This is a genomic window from Hydrogenophaga sp. PML113 (assembly GCF_001777155.1).
Classification (GTDB): Bacteria; Pseudomonadota; Gammaproteobacteria; order Burkholderiales; family Burkholderiaceae_C; genus Hydrogenophaga; species Hydrogenophaga borbori.
The window spans coordinates 22,157-38,934 of the sequence record NZ_MIYM01000016.1; the positions used below are offsets into that span (position 1 = coordinate 22,157).

General features: G+C 71.6%; 22 protein-coding genes. 9 read left to right on the forward strand and 13 right to left on the reverse strand.

The features are described from left to right. Positions 1-4: 4 nt before the first annotated feature. Positions 5-454, reverse strand: coding sequence for an SRPBCC family protein (locus BHU06_RS20380; RefSeq protein WP_070401060.1), 450 nt, complete (start codon positions 452-454; stop codon positions 5-7). A gap of 231 nt (positions 455-685) precedes the next feature. On the opposite strand from BHU06_RS20380, the gene BHU06_RS20385 reads away from it, so the two are divergent. The 8 genes from BHU06_RS20385 (at position 686) to BHU06_RS20415 (ending at position 5,416) form a co-directional block, all read left to right on the forward strand. Further along, the gene (locus BHU06_RS20385) at positions 686-1,462 is read left to right on the forward strand and encodes an ABC transporter substrate-binding protein (RefSeq protein ID WP_254668207.1); all 777 of its coding nucleotides are present in this window, start codon (positions 686-688) and stop codon (positions 1,460-1,462) included. Continuing rightward, positions 1,447-1,623, forward strand: a complete 177-nt coding sequence (locus BHU06_RS23055; protein WP_254668208.1) for a hypothetical protein — start codon at positions 1,447-1,449, stop codon at positions 1,621-1,623. Before BHU06_RS20385 ends, BHU06_RS23055 begins: the two co-directional genes overlap by 16 nt. After that, positions 1,620-2,411, forward strand: coding sequence for an ABC transporter ATP-binding protein (locus BHU06_RS20390; RefSeq protein ID WP_070401061.1), 792 nt, complete (start codon positions 1,620-1,622; stop codon positions 2,409-2,411). Before BHU06_RS23055 ends, BHU06_RS20390 begins: the two co-directional genes overlap by 4 nt. Then, positions 2,404-3,192, forward strand: a complete 789-nt coding sequence (locus BHU06_RS20395; RefSeq protein WP_070401062.1) for an ABC transporter permease — start codon at positions 2,404-2,406, stop codon at positions 3,190-3,192. Before BHU06_RS20390 ends, BHU06_RS20395 begins: the two co-directional genes overlap by 8 nt. Beyond that, positions 3,189-3,947 (forward strand): ABC transporter permease, encoded by a 759-nt coding sequence (locus tag BHU06_RS20400; protein ID WP_070401063.1) that lies wholly within the window; start codon positions 3,189-3,191, stop codon positions 3,945-3,947. The genes BHU06_RS20395 and BHU06_RS20400 overlap by 4 nt, the downstream gene beginning before the upstream one ends. An 84-nt stretch (positions 3,948-4,031) precedes the next feature. After that, positions 4,032-4,370, forward strand: a complete 339-nt coding sequence (locus BHU06_RS20405; RefSeq protein WP_070401064.1) for an NIPSNAP family protein — start codon at positions 4,032-4,034, stop codon at positions 4,368-4,370. Then, complete coding sequence (locus tag BHU06_RS20410; protein ID WP_070401065.1) at positions 4,367-4,711, forward strand: antibiotic biosynthesis monooxygenase; 345 nt, start codon at positions 4,367-4,369, stop codon at positions 4,709-4,711. Before BHU06_RS20405 ends, BHU06_RS20410 begins: the two co-directional genes overlap by 4 nt. A gap of 9 nt (positions 4,712-4,720) precedes the next feature. Then, a complete protein-coding gene (locus BHU06_RS20415) occupies positions 4,721-5,416 on the forward strand; it encodes a helix-turn-helix transcriptional regulator (protein WP_070401066.1) in 696 nt (231 codons plus the stop codon). Between the two features lie 58 nt (positions 5,417-5,474). Here the strand turns inward: BHU06_RS20415 and BHU06_RS20420 are convergent, their stop codons facing one another. The 4 genes from BHU06_RS20420 to BHU06_RS20435 form a co-directional block, all read right to left on the reverse strand. After that, a complete protein-coding gene (locus BHU06_RS20420) occupies positions 5,475-5,837 on the reverse strand; it encodes a 6-carboxytetrahydropterin synthase (RefSeq protein WP_070401067.1) in 363 nt (120 codons plus the stop codon). Further along, positions 5,834-6,466 carry a 7-carboxy-7-deazaguanine synthase gene (gene queE, locus BHU06_RS20425; RefSeq protein ID WP_070401068.1) on the reverse strand — a complete coding sequence of 211 codons (633 nt, stop codon included), beginning with the start codon at positions 6,464-6,466 and terminating at the stop codon, positions 5,834-5,836. The genes BHU06_RS20420 and queE overlap by 4 nt, the downstream gene beginning before the upstream one ends. 149 nt (positions 6,467-6,615) lie before the next feature. Further along, positions 6,616-7,344: a B3/4 domain-containing protein gene (locus BHU06_RS20430; protein ID WP_070401069.1), complete on the reverse strand. Its 729-nt coding sequence runs from the start codon at positions 7,342-7,344 to the stop codon at positions 6,616-6,618. Positions 7,345-7,374: 30 nt separating this feature from the next. Then, positions 7,375-7,563, reverse strand: coding sequence for a hypothetical protein (locus tag BHU06_RS20435; protein WP_070401070.1), 189 nt, complete (start codon positions 7,561-7,563; stop codon positions 7,375-7,377). A gap of 171 nt (positions 7,564-7,734) precedes the next feature. On the opposite strand from BHU06_RS20435, the gene BHU06_RS20440 reads away from it, so the two are divergent. Further along, on the forward strand, positions 7,735-8,046 hold the full coding sequence (locus BHU06_RS20440; RefSeq protein ID WP_070401071.1) for a DUF4148 domain-containing protein: 312 nt from the start codon (positions 7,735-7,737) through the stop codon (positions 8,044-8,046). Between the two features lie 63 nt (positions 8,047-8,109). Here BHU06_RS20440 and BHU06_RS20445 read toward each other — a convergent pair whose 3' ends face one another. From BHU06_RS20445 to BHU06_RS20480, 8 genes are all read right to left on the reverse strand, one after another. After that, entirely contained in the window at positions 8,110-9,033 is a 924-nt protein-coding gene (locus BHU06_RS20445) for an NAD(P)-dependent oxidoreductase (RefSeq protein ID WP_083293347.1), read from the reverse strand. Further along, the gene (locus BHU06_RS20450) at positions 9,026-10,777 is read right to left on the reverse strand and encodes a thiamine pyrophosphate-binding protein (RefSeq protein WP_070401072.1); all 1,752 of its coding nucleotides are present in this window, start codon (positions 10,775-10,777) and stop codon (positions 9,026-9,028) included. Before BHU06_RS20450 ends, BHU06_RS20445 begins: the two co-directional genes overlap by 8 nt. A gap of 9 nt (positions 10,778-10,786) precedes the next feature. Next, the gene (locus tag BHU06_RS20455; RefSeq protein ID WP_070401073.1) at positions 10,787-12,187 is read right to left on the reverse strand and encodes an amidase; all 1,401 of its coding nucleotides are present in this window, start codon (positions 12,185-12,187) and stop codon (positions 10,787-10,789) included. Next, a complete protein-coding gene (locus BHU06_RS20460) occupies positions 12,187-13,479 on the reverse strand; it encodes a TRAP transporter large permease (RefSeq protein ID WP_070401074.1) in 1,293 nt (430 codons plus the stop codon). Before BHU06_RS20460 ends, BHU06_RS20455 begins: the two co-directional genes overlap by 1 nt. Beyond that, complete coding sequence (locus BHU06_RS20465) at positions 13,476-14,018, reverse strand: TRAP transporter small permease subunit (protein WP_070401075.1); 543 nt, start codon at positions 14,016-14,018, stop codon at positions 13,476-13,478. Before BHU06_RS20465 ends, BHU06_RS20460 begins: the two co-directional genes overlap by 4 nt. A 58-nt stretch (positions 14,019-14,076) precedes the next feature. Further along, complete coding sequence (dctP, locus tag BHU06_RS20470) at positions 14,077-15,156, reverse strand: TRAP transporter substrate-binding protein DctP (protein WP_070401076.1); 1,080 nt, start codon at positions 15,154-15,156, stop codon at positions 14,077-14,079. 66 nt (positions 15,157-15,222) lie between these two features. Further along, complete coding sequence (locus BHU06_RS20475; RefSeq protein WP_070401077.1) at positions 15,223-16,047, reverse strand: class II aldolase/adducin family protein; 825 nt, start codon at positions 16,045-16,047, stop codon at positions 15,223-15,225. Positions 16,048-16,077: 30 nt separating this feature from the next. Further along, positions 16,078-16,770 (reverse strand): HpcH/HpaI aldolase/citrate lyase family protein, encoded by a 693-nt coding sequence (locus BHU06_RS20480; protein WP_070401078.1) that lies wholly within the window; start codon positions 16,768-16,770, stop codon positions 16,078-16,080. Positions 16,771-16,778: the final 8 nt, after the last annotated feature.

Genomic DNA, 16,778 nt, shown 5'->3' on the forward strand with positions numbered 1-16,778 from the left:
AACCTCACTCGCTGGGGATCTCGGGCTCCACCAGCTTGGCCAGCTGCTCCAGCGATTCCTGCCAGCCCAGGTAGCACATCTCGGCGGGAATCGCCTCGGGTATGCCCTCCTGCACCACCTGGAGTTCGGTGCCGCAGACCACGGCCTTGAGGGTGACGCTCACCGTCATGGTGCCGGGCAGGTTCGGGTCGTCGAAGCTGTCGGTGTAGCGCAGGCGCTCGCCCGGCACGAACTCCAGGTACTCGCCGCCGAAGCTGTGCGACTGGCCGGTGCCGAAATTGGTGAAAGACATGCGGTGCTGGCCACCCAGGCGGGCGTCCATCTGCTGCACCGCGGCGGTGAAACCGTAGGGAGGGAGCCAGCGGCACAGGGCGGCGGGTTCGGTGAAGGCACGGAAGACCCGTTGTGGCGGGGCCTTGAGGACGCGGTGGAGGCGGACGGTTCCGGTGGGCATGTAAGACTCCTTTAAGACAAACAACCAAATCATGACGGCCACCCGGCCGACACACCACCCAAGACCCATGGCCCTGGCATTGTCTCGACGGAGCAGAGGCCCGGAGATCGACAACCGCTGATCGGATCAACAGCGATCGGCATCGCGATCCCAGGCCCGACAAGACAGGGAGCGTCCCCCGGCACCCACCCATGGGTGGCGGATGCCGTCAACGTCTGCAGGAGCCATCGCATGCCACTCTCACGACGCCCCCTGCTGCTGGCCGCCGCGGCCAGCCTGGGCCTTCCCCGTCTGGCCCTGGGGGCCGCGCCCATTCAGTTCGGCTACAGCGCCGTCACGGATTTCGCCTCGGTCTTCGTCGCCGCCACCGAAGGCTTCTTCCGTCGGCGCAAGCTCGACATCGAGCTCCGCTTCATTCCCGTCAACTCCACGATTCCGGCGGCGCTGCAATCGGACGCGCTGCAGATCGGCGGCCCCACCCCCTCGGGCTTCCTGCAGGCCGTGGAAGGCGGCCTGGACCTGGTGGCGGTCGCGGGCGGCGGTGTGACCGCCAAGGACATCGTCAACACCGGCCTGGTCGCCCGGCCGGGCGCGGGCATCGTCACCGCCGCGGACTGCGTGGGCCGCAAGATCGGCGTCCCGGGCCTCAACGCCTTTCTGCACATCACCTGTCGCGCCTGGCTCAAGCAGCAGGGCGTGGACCACCGGCGGGTCCAGTTCGTCGAGGTGCCCTTCATCCTGCAGGCCGATCTGCTGCGCGGCGGCTCCCTCGACGCGACGGTGACGGCCGAACCCTTCCTGACCCGCCTCGTCGACAGCGGCCTCGCCAAGGTCGTCTCCTACTACACCACCTTCCTGCCCGACAACCGGCCCACCGTGCTGCACGTGGCGCGGCGCGACTGGGTGCAACGCAACCCCGAGGCCGTGCACGCGTTCCGCGAAGCGGTGCAGGAAGGCGCCAGTTCGTGCGGCAACCGGCCAACGAACCGCGCGTGCGGGCGGCCCTGAAGCCGTTTCTCAAGCTGCCCGCCGAGGTGCTGGCCAAGGTGCCGATCACCCGGCCCAACGCCACGCTGACCCCGGACCAACTCGCCTACTGGGTCGAGCTGATGAAAGACCAGGACATGCTGAAAACCACCCCGGACGTTCAGCGCCTGATCGCCAAGTGAACCCCGACGCCCCGTCCGACGTTTTCCTCCGCTTCGACCGGGTGGCCATCCGCCTTGGCGGACAGGACATCGTCTCCATTCACCGGCTCGACATCGCGCGTGGCGAGTTCGTCTGCATCGTGGGACCCAGTGGCTGCGGCAAGACCACGCTGCTGCGCGCGGCCAGCGGCCTGCTGCGCCCGGCCGAAGGCGAGGTGCGCTGCGAGGGCCGTCCGATCACCGGGCCCTGGCGCGAAATGGCCCTGGTGTTCCAGGACTACGGCCGCGCCCTGCTGCCCTGGCGCACGGTGGAAGGCAACGTGGGCCTGGCGCTGGAGGCCGCTGGCGTGCCGCGCGGCGAACGGACCGCCCGCATCGCCGACGCCCTGCGCAAGGTGGGCCTGCAAGACCATGGCCAGCACTTCCCGGTGCAGCTGTCGGGCGGCATGCAACAGCGCGCGCAGATCGCGCGCTGCCTGGCGCAGCGGCCCCGGCTCATGCTGCTGGACGAGCCCTTCGGCGCCCTGGACGCGCTCACGCGCCAGGGCCTGCAGGACGAGCTGGCCCGCCTGGCGCGCGAGCACGGCCTCACCGTCCTGTTCGTCACCCACGACCTCGAAGAGGCCATCTACCTCGGCGACCGCGTGATCGCCATGCGCGCCCACCCCGGGCCCGGGCGGCCCAGCCTGGCGCACGCGATCGAGGTGCCCATCGCGCGCCCGCGCCACCAGCTCAGCACCCGCGAAGGCCCCGACTTCCTGCGCCTGCGCCGCGAGTTGTTCGACCACGTCGAACGGGGCCATGCCTGAAGCGCATGCCCGCGCACCCGGGCCGTGGCGCGCCTTGCGCGCCACGGCCCTTCCCCTGCTGCTGCTGGGCCTGTTCGAAGCGCTCGCCCGGCGCGCGGCCGCCCTGGGCAGCGAGCAGCTGGCGCCGCCCAGCGCCGCGCTGCGCGCGCTGCTGCGCGCGGCCCTGGACGGCTCGCTGTGGCCCGCCACCGGTTTCACGCTCGGCGCCGCCGCGCTGGGCCTGCTGATCGGCGCCTGCCTCGGCACGCTGGTCGGCATCGGGCTGGGCCTGTCGCCGCGCGCCTCGCGCGCCGGCTTCCTGAGCATCGAGCTGCTGCGGCCGCTGCCGTCGGTGGCGCTGCTGCCCCTGGTGATGCTGCTGTTCGGCTTCGGCACCGACCTGGAAGTGAGCCTGGTGGCCTTCAGCACGTTCTGGCCCCAGGTCTTGCTGGTGCAGAGCGCGGTGCGGCAGGTCGACCCCCAGCTGCTCGAGCTGGGCCGGCTGCTGGGCCTGTCCACGGCGCGGCGCATCCGCCTCATCGTGCTGCCCGCCATCGCACCGCGCCTGCTCACGGCCGTGCGCATGGGCACGGGCTTCGCCCTGGTCATCGCCCTCACCGTCGAGATCGCCGGCAATCCCCAGGGCATGGGCTTCGCCATGCTGCTGGCCCAGCAAAGCCTGGAGCCGGCCATGATGATCGGCTGGCTCATGTGGATCGGCGCCATCGGCGTGCTGATCAACACCGGCATGCTGCGCCTGCAGCGCGCGCTGAACCGCCGCCTCGGCGTGACCGTGCCATGAAACAGGCCCAGCCCAGCCACTGGCCGGCGTCGCTCGGCCTGCTTGCCGCGCTGCTCGCGCTGTGGTGGGCCATCGGCCGGGCCGGCTGGGTCAGCCCGGCCTTCCTGCCCACCCCCGAGGCCACCGCGCTCAGCCTGATCGACGGCCTGCGCGGTGATTTGTTGCACGCCGCCCTGAACACCATCGGGCGCCTGCTGCTCGGCTGGCTGCTGGCCTCCGCGGCGGGCGTCGTGCTGGGGGCCGCCATCGCCAGCACGGCCGCCCTGCGCCCCTGGGTCCAGCCCACGCTGGAGTTCATGAGGCCGCTGCCCGCCTCGGCGGTGATGCCGCTGGCGATCGCGCTGTACGGCCTGTCCCCAGCCATGGTGCTGGCCGTCATCGCTTTCGGCGCCATCTGGCCGACCCTGCTGGCCACGGTGCATGGCGTGTCCAGCGTCGAGCCGCGCCTGCTCGACGTGGCGCGCTGCCTGCGGCTGTCGCGCCCGGCCTTTCTCTGGAAGATGGGCCTGCCGCATGCGGCGCCGGACATCCTGGCCGGCCTGCGGTTGTCGCTCACGGTGTCGCTGCTCGTCTGCACGCTGGGCGAGATGCTGGCCACCCAGGACGGCCTGGGCCTGACCATCCTGCTGGCCGCGCGCGCCTACCGCGCGAACGAGCTGTTCGCCTGTCTGGTGCTGCTGAGCCTGATCGGCCTGGCGGGCCACGCCCTGCTGGTGCTGGCCGAACACGGGCTGCTGCGCGGGCGCCGGGCCTGAGCACCACGCTTCGCCACGCGCCGAAGCGTGGCACACGCGATCCGCGCCACAGTGGGGCCCTGGCCCAATTCAGGAGAACGCCCCGTGAACACCGTCTGCTTCATCCGCTACCAGCTCGACCCCTTCCAGGTCCCCGCCTTCGCCGAGTACGCCAGGCACTGGGGCGAGATCATCCCGCGCTGCGGCGGCCACCTCATCGGCTACTTCGTGCCCAGCGAAGGCACGAACGACATCGCCTGGGGCCTGATCGGCTTCGACGACCTGGCCGCCTACGAGCGCTACCGCGCCCGGCTGCGCGCCGACGAGGCCGGACGCGCCAACTTCGAGCGCGCGCGCACGCAGCGCTTCATCCTGCGCGAGCAGCGCAGCTGGCTCAGCGGCGTGCCGGGCACCCTCGCACAGCCGCGCCAGGTGCAGCCATGATCGCGGTGATCTTCGAGGTCGAGCCGGTCGAGGGCGGCGCGCAGCGCTATTTCCAGATCGCGCAGGACCTGCGCCCGCACCTCGCGCACATCGACGGCTTTCTCTCGGTGGAGCGCTTCGAAAGCCTCAGCCAGCCGGGCAAGTTCCTCTCGCTGAGCTTCTGGCGCGACGAGGCCGCGGTGCACGCCTGGCGTGGCCAGGGCGCGCACCGCGAGGGCCAGCGACAAGGGCGCGGCGGCGTGTTCCAGAATTACCGCATCCGTGTGGCCCAGGTGGTCCGGGACTATGGCCTGCACGAACGCGACCAGGCCCCGCCCGATTCACGCGCCGCGCTGAACTGAAGCCCCCGCATGCACGCCCCGTTCGAACCCGCCCTCACCGCCGTGGCCAGCCTGCTGGCCGACCCCTCGCGCTCGCGCATGCTGCTGCACCTGCTGGGCGGGCGCAAGGCCAGCGCCTCCGACCTGGCCGCCGTGGCCGGCGTGTCGGCGGCCACGGCCAGCGGCCACCTGCACAAGCTGCTCGACGGCCGGCTCATCCGCGTGGAGCCGCGTGGGCGGCACCGCTACTACGCGCTGGCCGACGAATCGGTGGCGCGCCTGCTCGAATCGCTGGCCTCGGTGTCCGAGCGCGAAACCACCAGCCCCGCCTGGCGCCACCCGGCGCGCGCGCGGCTGAAGTACGCGCGCTGCTGCTACCGGCACCTGGCCGGTGAATTGGGCGTGGCGCTGTTCTCGGGCCTGATGCGGCGCGGCGCCTTCGAGGCCGTGCCCGAGGGCCTGGCGCTCACGCCCGCCGGGCACGAGGCCTTGCGCGCCTTCGGCTTCACGCCCACGCCCTCGGGCCGGCGCCGCCGCTACGCCTACGCCTGCCACGACTGGTCCGAGGGCGTGGACCACCTGGCCGGCGAGCTGGCCGAGCAACTGCTGGGGCATTTCATCGAACAGGGCTGGCTGCGGCCGGGCGAGGGCCGCGCGCTGGCCCTCACGCCGCGCGGGCAAACCCTGTGGCTGCCCCGCCTGCACGACATGGCGGCGAACGCCTGAGCGCCGCGCGCGCCCATTCTGATCACAGCGGTCCATCGGCCACGGACCCACGCTCGCCTCATCGGCTGAGCCGGCAGGCGTCGCCGCTGGCGGGCCGCTCCACGTCCACGCGCTCCACCACCCACAGGCCGCTGGCCATGCCCTCGAAGATGAAGCGGCACAGGTTCTCCAGGGTGGGCCGCCCCAGGCCCGGCACCTCGTCGAGCAGGTGGTGGTCCAGGCGCTCGCGCACCGCGGCGATGCCCTGGCGCAGCAGCGCTAGGTCCACCACCATGCCGCTGTCGGCGGCGGCCGGCGCGCTCACCGTCACCGCCGCGTGGTAGGTGTGGCCGTGCACCCGCCGGCTTGGCGCACTGTCGTGCGCGCGCTCCAGCGTGTGCGCGGCGTCGAAGAAGAAGCGCTGCGTCAGTTCCAGCTTCATCGGATGCCCAGCGCCTTGTGGGCCTGCACGCTGAGCCGCCAGCGCGGGTCGCGCAGGCACCAGGCCACGGCCAGGCGCGCGTTGGCCGCGCGCGAGGGCCCGTCCATGGGCTGCAGCAGGCGGTGTTCGAAGGCCAGGGCCGCGAGCGCGTCCAGGTCCAGGCCGGGCTGCGGCACCACCACCTTGATCTCCTGGCCCTCGCGCTGAACCAGCGGCGCGCCCTGCTTGGGGCTCACGCACAACCAGTCGATGCCCGCGGGCGCGGCCACCGTGCCATTGGTTTCCACCGCGACGAAGAACCCCCGCGCGTGCAGGGCCTCGATCAGGGCCGGGTCCACCTGCAGCAGGGGCTCGCCGCCGGTGAGCACCACCAGCCGCCGCGCCGCACCGGCGGTCCAGGCCCGGGCCACCGCGCCGGCCAGCGACGCGGCGTCGGCGAAGCGCCCCCCGCCGCCACCATCGGTGCCGACGAAGTCGGTGTCGCAGAAACGGCAGACCGCCCCGGCCCGGTCCGGTTCGCGGCCCGACCAGAGGTTGCAGCCGGCGAAACGGCAGAACACGGCGGGGCGTCCGGCGTTCATGCCCTCCCCTTGCAGGGTGTAGAAGATTTCCTTGACGCTGTAGGCCATGGCGGCGGGCCCGGGCGGGCCGGAAAAAACCGCCAGTGTCGCGCGCGGGGCCCGCGCATACCCTCGGCCCTGTGGCCGAGACGGCCCCCTTCACGGCGCCGGCCGCATGGCCGCGCCGCTCCCCGCAAAGGCCGCCCAGTGGCCGGCCTTCAGCCGCCCAGGCCCCACGCCATGGCGGGCTGTTCGGACGAGAGCAGCTGCGCGGCCACCACCTCGCCGCCCGTGTGCTCGCGCACCAGCGCCCGCACGTCGTCCATGGCGGCCAGCACGGCCTCGCGCGGCGTGGGTGGCAAGCCGTCGATGTTGAAGAACACCTGCGTGGTCTCGGGCAAGGTCTGGGTGCTGGCGGCCTGGCGCCAGGTCCAGCGGCGCGTGAGCACACGCGCGCCGTCGGCGAACACGATCTCGCCCCCGGGCAGCGCCTCCGCCGGTCCGCCATCGGGCGGCGCGAAACCATCGCCCGCTCGCGCGTGGCGCAGCGCCAGCCGGTTCTCGCCCACGCCCAGAGGGTGCACGCCGGCCGGCAGCAGGTGGCGCAGCGAGACGATGTTGCCGATGTCGACCAGCGGGTTGATCGAGGGCAACTGGTCGGGCTTGAGCACCCGCCGCGCCAGGGCCTCGATGGCGGCGCGGTGCTCGGAGGGCTTGGCGCCGAAGCGGCGGTAGGCCTCGCGCCAGGCGGCGATGCGCTCGTGTTCGGCCACGTTGCCGCGCACCGCCTCGCGCAGGCCGGCCTCGGCCTCGCGCAGCAGGGCGGCCAGGGCCGGCGCGGCGCGGGTGTTGTCGGCGCCGCGCACCACCACCACGCCACGGCAGTAGCCCGGGTGGGCGGCGAGCACCTCGGCCGCGAGCTGGTAGTGCAGGGTGGTGGGGGTCATGGCGGGGCCCGATAGGGGCGGGCGACGGCGTCAGCCCGCGAGGTTTTTGAACACGTAGCGCACGACCGCGGGCCAGAAGTCGGTGCCCGAGTGCTGCTGCCACAGCAAGGCAAGGTCGGTGAAGGCCTTGTGGAAGACCATGGCCAGCAGGCCCATGAGGCCCAGGATGGCCAACACCTGCAGCACGGTCTTGAACAGGGCGTCGGGGTCGCGTGGCATGGGGGCACAGCTTAGCGGAGGCGGGAATTATTTCCGGTTCGGCAACTGTTCATTCCGCATCCGGTTGTTTATTCCCGAGACGGCAATCCCTACAGTTCATCCCATGCCGGAACACCAAGCGGCATGAAAAGCAAAACCCCGTTAACCACCCGTTATCTTGAAGGAACTGCCATGAACGCCGCCAAAAACATCGCCCTCTCCCTGACCCTTGCCCTGGGCGCCGGTGCCGCTTTCGCCCAAGGCCCCATCGAAGGCAACGAAGTCTTCAACTTCCAATCCACCCTGAGCCGCGCCGAAGTGCAGGCCGAGGCCGTGCAAGCCAACCGCGCCGGCCTGGTGGCCCGCGGTGAGGTCTTCCCGGTGGAAGACAAGGTGGCCGACAGCGGCCTGAGCCGTGCGCAGGTGCGCGCCGAAGCCGCGCAAGCCGAGCGCCTGGGCCTGGTGGCCCGCGGCGAAATCGCGTCGGTGTCCGCCGGCGCGTAAGCCCCGCGGCGACCCGCTCGCCCCACGACAACGGCCCTTCGGGGCCGTTTTTCTTTGGGCGGCTCAGCGCGGTCCTGGGGGGACCAGGTAGCGTTCGATGAGCCGGGTGTCGCTGTCGGCGCCCTGCCCCGCGCCGCTGGCCTCGTCCAGCAGCGCCTGCACGCCGAGCGCGAGGCGCGGCGCCAGCCCGAATTGACGCGCGGTGTCGATGGCGATGCCCAGGTCCTTGCGCAAGGTGTCGATGGACACGTGCACCGCGTGATCGCCCACCGCGATGCGCGGCGCGCGCTTGTCGAAGATGCGCGACTGGCCGGCGCTGTTCGACACCACCTCGATGAGCTGCAGCGGCTCCACGCCCGCGCGTTGCGCCAGCGCCATGGCCTCGGCCGTGAGCGCGGCGTGCGCCGCCACCAGCAACTGGTTGATCATCTTCACGGTGGCGCCCGCGCCGGGCGGGCCCACGTGGTAGACGTGGCGGGTGCAGGCGCGCAGCGCGAAGCCGGCGCGCGCCAAGGCCTCGTCGCTGGCGCCGCAGATCGCCACCAGTTCGCCGCCTTCGGCGCCGGTGGCGCCGCCGCTCACCGGGCCGTCGATCAACCCGATGCCGCGCTCGGCCAGCCGCTCGGCCCAGGCAGCGGCGCAGGCCGGCGGCACCGTGCTGCCCAGCCAGACCACGCTGCCCGCCAGCAGGCGCTTGAGGGCGCCGCTGGGTCCTTCGAGCACGCGCTCCACCTGCTGCTGGTCATGCACCATGAGCAGCAGCACCTCGGCGCCTTGCGCGGCGCTGGCCGGCGAGTCGCAGGCCGTGCCACCGCGTTCGCTGAAGCGCGCGAGCGCGGCGGCGTCGATGTCGAAGCCGCTCACCGCGTGGCCGGCCTCCAGCAGGCGCGCCGCCATGGCGCCGCCCATGATGCCCAGGCCGATGACGCCCACGCGGCGGCGCTCGCCGGCGCTGGGCGGGGCGCTCGGCCGGCCGGCGTCAGGCAATGCGGTCCCCCTTCTTGATCACCGCGGCGCGGCTGTCCACGCCGGGCAGCATCTTCGCCGGGTCGCGCGTGACGATCACGTCGATCACCACCGGCCCCTTGGTGGCCATGGCCTGGCGCAGCGCACCTTCCAGCTCGCCGGGTTCTTCCACGCGGATGCCGGTGCAGTTGAAGGCCTGCGCGACCTTGGCGAAGTTCACCTCGTTCAGGTCCGCGCTGATGTGCTTGCCCGCGCCGTAGACCAGGTGCTGCAAGGCCTTCACGTAGCCGGACGCGGCGTTGTTGACCACGATGACGGTGAAGTCCAGGTTCAGGCGGGCGGCGGTTTCCAGGTCGCCCAGCACCATGCAGAAGCCGCTGTCGCCGGTGAGGCTGAACACCGGGCGGCCCGGCGCGGCCAGCGCGGCGCCGATGGCGCCCGGCAGGCCATAGCCGATGGAGGCGAAGCCGCGGTCGGGCACGAAGCCGCGGCCGGCGCGCTTGGTGTCGAACAGCAGGCCGGCCCAGTGCGCGGCGAAACCGCCGTCGGCGACCAGGATGCCGTCCTCCGGCAGCACCTTGTTGATCTCGGTGATCAGGCGCGCGACCGAAATCGGTTTCTCTTCGGAATACAGGCGCCCCGACACCTCCTCGCGCCACTTCGCCATGCGCGCGGGCACGCTCTCGGCCAGCGGCCGCAGGCGGGCCTTGAGCGCGGCGGCGCGCCCGCCGAGCGCGGCCATCAGGTCCTGCAGGCCCAGCTTCACGTCGCCCCACAGCATCACCTCGGGCTGCAGGGTGCGGCCGAACTCCTCGGCCACGATGTCGAGGTGGATGACGGTCTTGCCCGGCGCGGGCACGGTGTAGCGCTTGGTGGCGATCTCGCCGAGCTTGCAGCCCACCACCAACACCACGTCGCTCTGCTCGATCAGGCCGTTGGCGATGCGGTCGTAGCGACCGAACAGGCCAGCGCTCAAGGGATCGACGCAGGGGATGGCGCCCTTGCCGGTGAGGGTGTGCGCCACCGGGATGTTCGTGGCCCGCGCGAAGTCGGTCAGCGCCTGCGCCGCGCCCGACAGGTGAACGCCGCCACCGGCCAGCACGATGGGCTGCTTCGCGTTCGCCAGCAGGTCGGCCGCGCGCGCCACCGCCTCGCCGTCGGGCCGCGAGCGCAGCGCGGGTGCGGCCTCGTAGGCCGGGTTCACCACGAAATCGGCCTCGCTGAAGTCGCAGGTGTCGTGCATCAGGTCCTCGGGCACGTCCACCACCACGGGACCGGGGCGGCCGGTGGTGGCCACGGCGAAGGCGCGGCGCATCAGCTCGGGGATGCGCTTGATGGACTCGACGCGGATCAACTCCTTGCACATGGGGCGCAGCGCGTCCACCTGACGGCTCTCCTGCGTCATGTTCTTCCAGGAGTGGTCGCGGTGCGTATCGCCCACCACGCAGACCAGGGGCGAGCCGGCGTTCAGCGCCTCGGCCAGCGCGGTGAGCATGTTGGTGGCGCCGGGGCCCACGGTGGCGTCGGCCAGGCCCACGCGGCCGCTGACCTTGGCGTAGGCGTCGGCCACGAAGACAGCGTTGCGCTCGTCGTGGATGAGGTGGTGCGGCAGGCCCAGTTCGCGCGCGGCCTCGTAGAGCGGCAGCACCTGGAAGCCACCCATGCCGAACATGGGGCCGCCGCCGAAGGCGCGGATCATGCGGGCGATGGCGGCGCCACCGGACATCGTCAGGGTGGCGGGAGAAGCGGAAGAAGCGGTGGACATTCGGACAACTCAGAAGGTGGACGGCCGCGCGCGGTGGAATGCCGTGGCGGACTGGAAGGCCACGCCGGCGCGCAGCAGGCGCGCCTCGTGGAAGGCGGGCGCCACGAGCTGCAGCGACACCGGCAGACCCTCGGGCGAGAGGCCGCAGGGCAGCGCGATGGCGCTCAGGCCGTGGTAGCCGACGAAGCGCGTGAGCCGGCTGGGCGCGAGATCGGCTTCGTCGATCGTGGCCAGCGGCCGCGCGGTGACGGGCAGCGTGGGCAGCACCAGCAGGTCGGTGTGTTCGAACACGCGGGCGAAATCGCGCACGCGGCGCTGGCGCTCGCGCAGCGCGGCGGCGTAGCGCGGCGCGGCGATGGCGCCGCCGCTCAGCAGCCGCGCGCGCGCGGCGGCGTCGCCCGGCGGCGGCGAGCCGGCGAGCAGGTGGCCGTGCTCGGCGTAGGCCTCGCTGGAGATGATCACGCCGGTCTCGGCCTGGTCGGCGACGAAGTCGATGCGGGCGAAGGCCTCGTCGCGGCGCAGGCAGCCCAGCGAGAGCAGCACGCGAACCGCCTCGTCCACCGCCTGGGCGATGGCGGGCTCGACGGCACCGAGCACGCCGGCCGGTGCAACGCTGATGCGCAGGCCGGCAATGGGCTCGCGCAAGCGCGACAGGAAGTCCTCGGGTGCGTGCGCGAGCGTGGCGGGGTCGCGCGGGTCGGGGCCGTGCATGGCCTGCAACAGCAGGGCCGCGTCCTCGGCCGTCCAGGCCATGGGGCCCACGGTGTCCAGGGTGTGGCTCACCAGCTCGACGCCGAAGTTGCTCACCCGGCCCTGCGTGGTCTTCAAGCCGGTGAGGCCGCAGAAGGCCGAGGGAATGCGCACCGACCCCCCCGTGTCGGTGCCGATGGCACCGGCCGCGAGGCCGGCCGACACCGCCACGCCCGAGCCGCTGCTGGAGCCGCCGACGCAGCGCTCAACCGCGCCGTCCCAGGGGTTCACCGGCGAACGCAGGCCCTGGTTGGTGCCCCAGCCGCCGTAGGCGAATTCCACCAGGTTGGCCTTGCCCAGCACCACCGCGCCCGCGCCCATGAGGCGCGCGGCCACGGTGGAGGTGAGCTCGCTCGGCGCCCGGTCCGCGAACACGGTGGAGCCGGCCGTGGTGCGCCGGCCTTCGATGTGCAGCAGGTCCTTGAGCGCCAGCGGCACGCCTTCCAGCGGCCCCACGGGCAGGCCGCTGGACAGGCGCTGCTCGCTGGCCCGCGCCTGCGCCAGCGCGCCCTCGGTGTAGACCTCGAGGTAAGCGTGCAGGTGGCTGTTGCGCGCCGCGATGCGGTCCAGGTAGGCGCGCGTCACCTCCACCGGCGACAGCGCGCGGCGCAGGTAGGCCGCGCGCAGCTCGGTCGCGCCCAGGCGCAGCGGATCGCCCATCACAGCACCCCGGTCACGATCTGCGGGAAGGCGATCATCAGGCCGATCAGCCCCAGCTCCATGAGGATGAAGGGGATCACGCCACGGAAGATCTCGCCCAGCTTGAGGCCCGGCACCGAGCCCTGCACCACGAACACGTTGATGCCCACCGGCGGCGTCACCGCGCCGATCTCCACCAGCTTGGTCACGAAGATGCCGAACAGCACCGGGTGGATGCCGGCCGCTTCGATGATGGGGAACACCACCGGCATGGTGATGAAGATCATCGAGATGCCGTCGATCAGGCAGCCCAGGATCAGGTAAGGAATGATCAGCAGCAGCAAGAGCACGGCCGGCGACAGGTTCAGGCCCGTCACCGCTTCGGCCAGCACCGTGGGCAGCTGCGTGGTGCCCAGGGCCACGCTGAACACGGCCGAGGCGATCATCAGCAGGAAGATGGAGGCGGTGCTGGAGCCGGTTTCCACCAGGCCCTTCCAGATCGTGCCCTTCTGCCCCTTGCGCAACAGCGCGAAGACCAGCGCCAGCGCGGCGCCGATGCCGGCCGCCTCGGTGGCCGTGGCCACGCCGGTATAGATGCAGCCGATCACCACCAGGAACAGCACCACCACCTCCCACGCGGCCGCCGTGGCCTTGGCGCGCTCGCCCCACGTGGCCTTGGGAATGCGCGTGCGCTTCACCAGCTCGGGGTCGCGCCGCACCATGAAGTAGATGCCGAAGGCGTAGACGATGGCGGTGAGGATGCCGGGGATCAGCGCGCCGATGAACAGGTCGCTCACCGACACATTGGTCGCGATCGAGTAGATCACCAGGATGCCGCTGGGCGGGATCAAAATGCCCAGCGCGCCCGCGATGGCCACGGGGCCCGCGGCCAGGCGCTGGTTGTAGCCGGCGCGCAGCATCTCGGGCACGGTCACCTTGGAGATGGTCGCGGCCGTGGCCACGCTGGAGCCGCACACGGTGGCGAAGCCCGCGCAGGCGAACACGGTGGCGATGGGCAGACCGCCCGCGATGTGGCCGACCCAGGCCTTGGCGGCCTTGTACGCCTTGTCCGAGAGCCCGGCGGAGAACGCGAAGTGCCCCATCAGGATGAACAGCGGAATGACGATCAGCGCCAGGTTGGCCACGCTGGTGTAGGGCAGGCTTTCCAGCAGGAACTCGGTGCCGCGCACGCCGCGGATGGCGAACAGACCGGAGGCGCCCACGGCCAGCAGGCTCAAGGCCACGGGGATGCCCAGGGCCAGCAGAACAATCACGCCGGCCACCATCAGGTAGCCGATTTCCAAGGGGGTCATGGTGCTTCGCCTGCGTGGTCGGGCGCGCCTTCGTGGCCGCCGTCGGGGAGGTATTGCGGGGTGGTCAAGGCATCGACCAGGTCCATGAGGAACTGCACGGTGAGCAGCAGCAGGCCCAGCGCCACCACGATCTTGGCGGGCCAGATCGGGTACTCGATCACCGCGTAGGACTGCTCCAGGCTCAGGGTGGAGTCGATCGCGCCCTTGCTGGCGTACCAGGTGAAGACGCCGCACACCAGGGCCGACAGCGCGAAGCGCAGCACCCAGACCCAGCGCTGCGCGTCGCGGCCGATCAGGGTGTCGAGCACGCCGACGTGAAAGTGCTCCTTGCGCACCTGGGCCGAGCCCAGCGCGAGGTAGACGATGAGCACCAGCAGGAAGATGCCCGTCTCGGCCATGCCGTAGACGGCCTCGCCCAGGAAACTGCGCGAGAACAGGTCGGGCACCACGGTGAGCATCAGCAGCGCGGTGCCCGCGCCGGCGATGACGCCCAGCGCCAGACTGAGGCGCCGGATCGCGCCTGAAAGGGTTGAGAACACGGAGGGGTCTCCCGGCCCCCGCGCCGCTGGGCGCGCGAGGGCCACCAGGGGATGGGAATTACTTCTTGCTCAGGCGGTCGAAGCCGGTCACGTAGGGGTGCTGCGCTTCGTACTTGCGGGTCAGCGCGGTGAACTTGTCGACCAGCTGCTGCGGCTCCTTGTAGTAGCGGCGCGCCATGTCGGCCCACTTCTTCTGCACCTCGGGGCGCGCCACGTCCTGCCAGCGCTTGACCTCGGCCTCGTCCATGGGCACGTAGGTCATCTTGGTGGCGGCGCGCGCCTGTTCCACGGCCTTGTTCATCTCGCCTTCGTAGGCGGCGAAGTACTTGCCCGGCACCTCGGCCGCCACCTCTTCCATCACCTTCTGCGTGGCGGGGTCGAGCGATTTCCAGGTGTCCAGGTTGATGGACCAGGTGACCGGCGTGTACACGCCCATGCGGCCGGCGTTGGACGCGTAGGGCGCCATGTCGTAGACCTTGGTGATGACGGCCTGGTTGAAGGGCGTGCCGCTCACGCCTTCGGCACCGCCGCGCTGCACCAGCTCCAGCGCTTCCACCCAGGGGATGCTGATGGGCGTGCCGCCCAGGGCCTTGATGCCGTCGGCCACGCCGATGATGGCGCGGATGCGCGAGCCCTTGAGGTCGGCCGCGGTGCGGATGGGCTTGTTGGTCCACAGCGAGTTCTCGCCGGACGCCAGGGCCCACAGCAGCTTCTGGTTGTTGCGCTGGTACTCCTGCTGCAGCTCGGGCGTGGTGTCCATCAGCTCCTTGAAGGCGTAGGTCACCGCGATCGGGTTCTCCGAGATGAAGGGCATGACCACGCCGGTGAGCGGGAACTCGCGCGGGTTGAAGGCGGCGGGCACGGCGGCGCCGAGGTCGGCCGCGCCCTTGGCCAGGCCGGTGCTCATCTCGGCCGTCTTGAGCAGGGTGCCGCCGTAGTAGGGCTGGAAGGTGACCTTGCCCTGGGTGCGCTTGGTGACCTCGTCCATGAAGTACTTCGCCGACATCTCATAGAACTCGCTGGAGCCGTAGAAGGTGGCGTAGGTGAGCTTGCGCGGCTGCTGGGCGGCGGCGCCGAGGGCGGTGAGGGCGCAGGCGGCGATCAGCGCGCCCTTGAAGAATCGTCCGAAGGTGTTCATGCAGGTCTTCTTCCAGGTCAGGGTTGCGGGAGGGGTGAGGGAAAGCGGGGCGATCGGTCGAGCCGGTCAATCGAACAGGTCGGGCTCGGCGCGCGCGACGGCGTCGTAGATCGGCTGGAAATGCAGCCAGGCCGCCAGCGGCGTGGCCAGGTGCTTGGCCGAGTGCGCGGCGGCCTCGGGCGAGATGAGCTTGAGCGGGTGGCCGGTGGCCTCGGCCTTGAGCTGGATCTCGCAGGCGCGCTCCATGGCGATGAACCACCAGGCGGCCTCGTCCACGCTCTCGCGGCCCACGGTGAACAGGCCGTGGTTCTGGTGGATGACGGCCTTGTTGTCGCCGAAGGCGGCGGCCACGGCCTGGCCGGCCTCGCGCTCCACCACCACGGCGCCGGCCTGTTCGGTGATGACCGCGTGGTCGTTGTAGAAGCCGGCGGCCGTCTGCGTGATCGGGTCCAGCGGGCGGCCCAGCGCGGCCCAGGCCATGCCGTTGGCGGTGTGCATGTGGCACGAGGCCAGCACGTGCGGGTGCTGCCGGTGGATGGCCGAGTGCAGCACGAAACCGGCCTGGTTCACGGCCCAGCCGCCTTCGAGCACCGTGCCGTCGTGGTCGACCAGCAGCAGGTCGGACACGCGCACGCGGCCGAAGTCCATGGCGAAGGGGTTGGTCCAGAAGCGGTCGGGGAACTCCGGGTCGCGCACCGTCACGTGGCCGGCGAAGCCGTATTCGTAGCGGTAGCGCGCGAACACGCGGCACACGGCGGCCAGGCGCTGCTTGCGGTGCAGGCGCTCTTCTTCCAGGGTCTTGAAGACCGGCGGCCGCGGAAAGTACAGGCCCTGCTGGGACGGTTGGTAAACGGACGCCTTGGTGGCGGCGGTCGGAGGGGTCATGTCCATGCGGGAGGCCTTGTGGAGAGAAGGGCGGCGTCAGCCGCGCGCGATCGGGAACGAGCGCGCGCCGATGCGCAGCCAGTCGTTGACGTGGAAGTAGAGGAAGCGCGCGCCGCGCGCCACCCATTGCTCGGCATCGCCCGGCTTGACCATGGTCCCGACGGCGCGCCCGGCCGCGCGGCTGCGCTGCAGGATGTCGTCGACCGCCGCCTGCACGGGCGCCGCGGCGTAGTCGCCGCGATGGCCCATGCTGCGGGAGAGGTCCACCGGGCCGATGAAGTGCGCGTCGATGCCGTCGACGGCGAGGAAATCGTCCAGGTTGGCGTGCGCGGCGGCGCTTTCGATCTGCACCACGAACAGCTTGTCGTCGGCGTCGTGAGGGTGGCAGTAGCGCAGCACCTCCAGCGCGGCGCGCGCCTGCTCGGCGGTGTCCAGGCGCGGCACGATGAGGCCGTCGATGCCGCGCAGCAGCATGCGCTCGATGACCCAGGGCTCGGGCGAGAACAGGCGCACCAGCACGCACAGGCCGCTCAGGCGCGCGGCGCGCGCCATGTCCTCGATGCGCTCGAAGTCGGGGCTGCCCTGCTCGGCGTCCAGCATCACGGCGTCCACACCCAGCTCGGGCCGGGCCAGGAACTCCACCAGGCCGGCGTTGGCGTAGTCGGCGTTGATCACGGCCACCGGCCGGTCCTCGCGCAAAGCCTGCTTGAAGCGCTGCGCCGCCTTCACAGGACGGC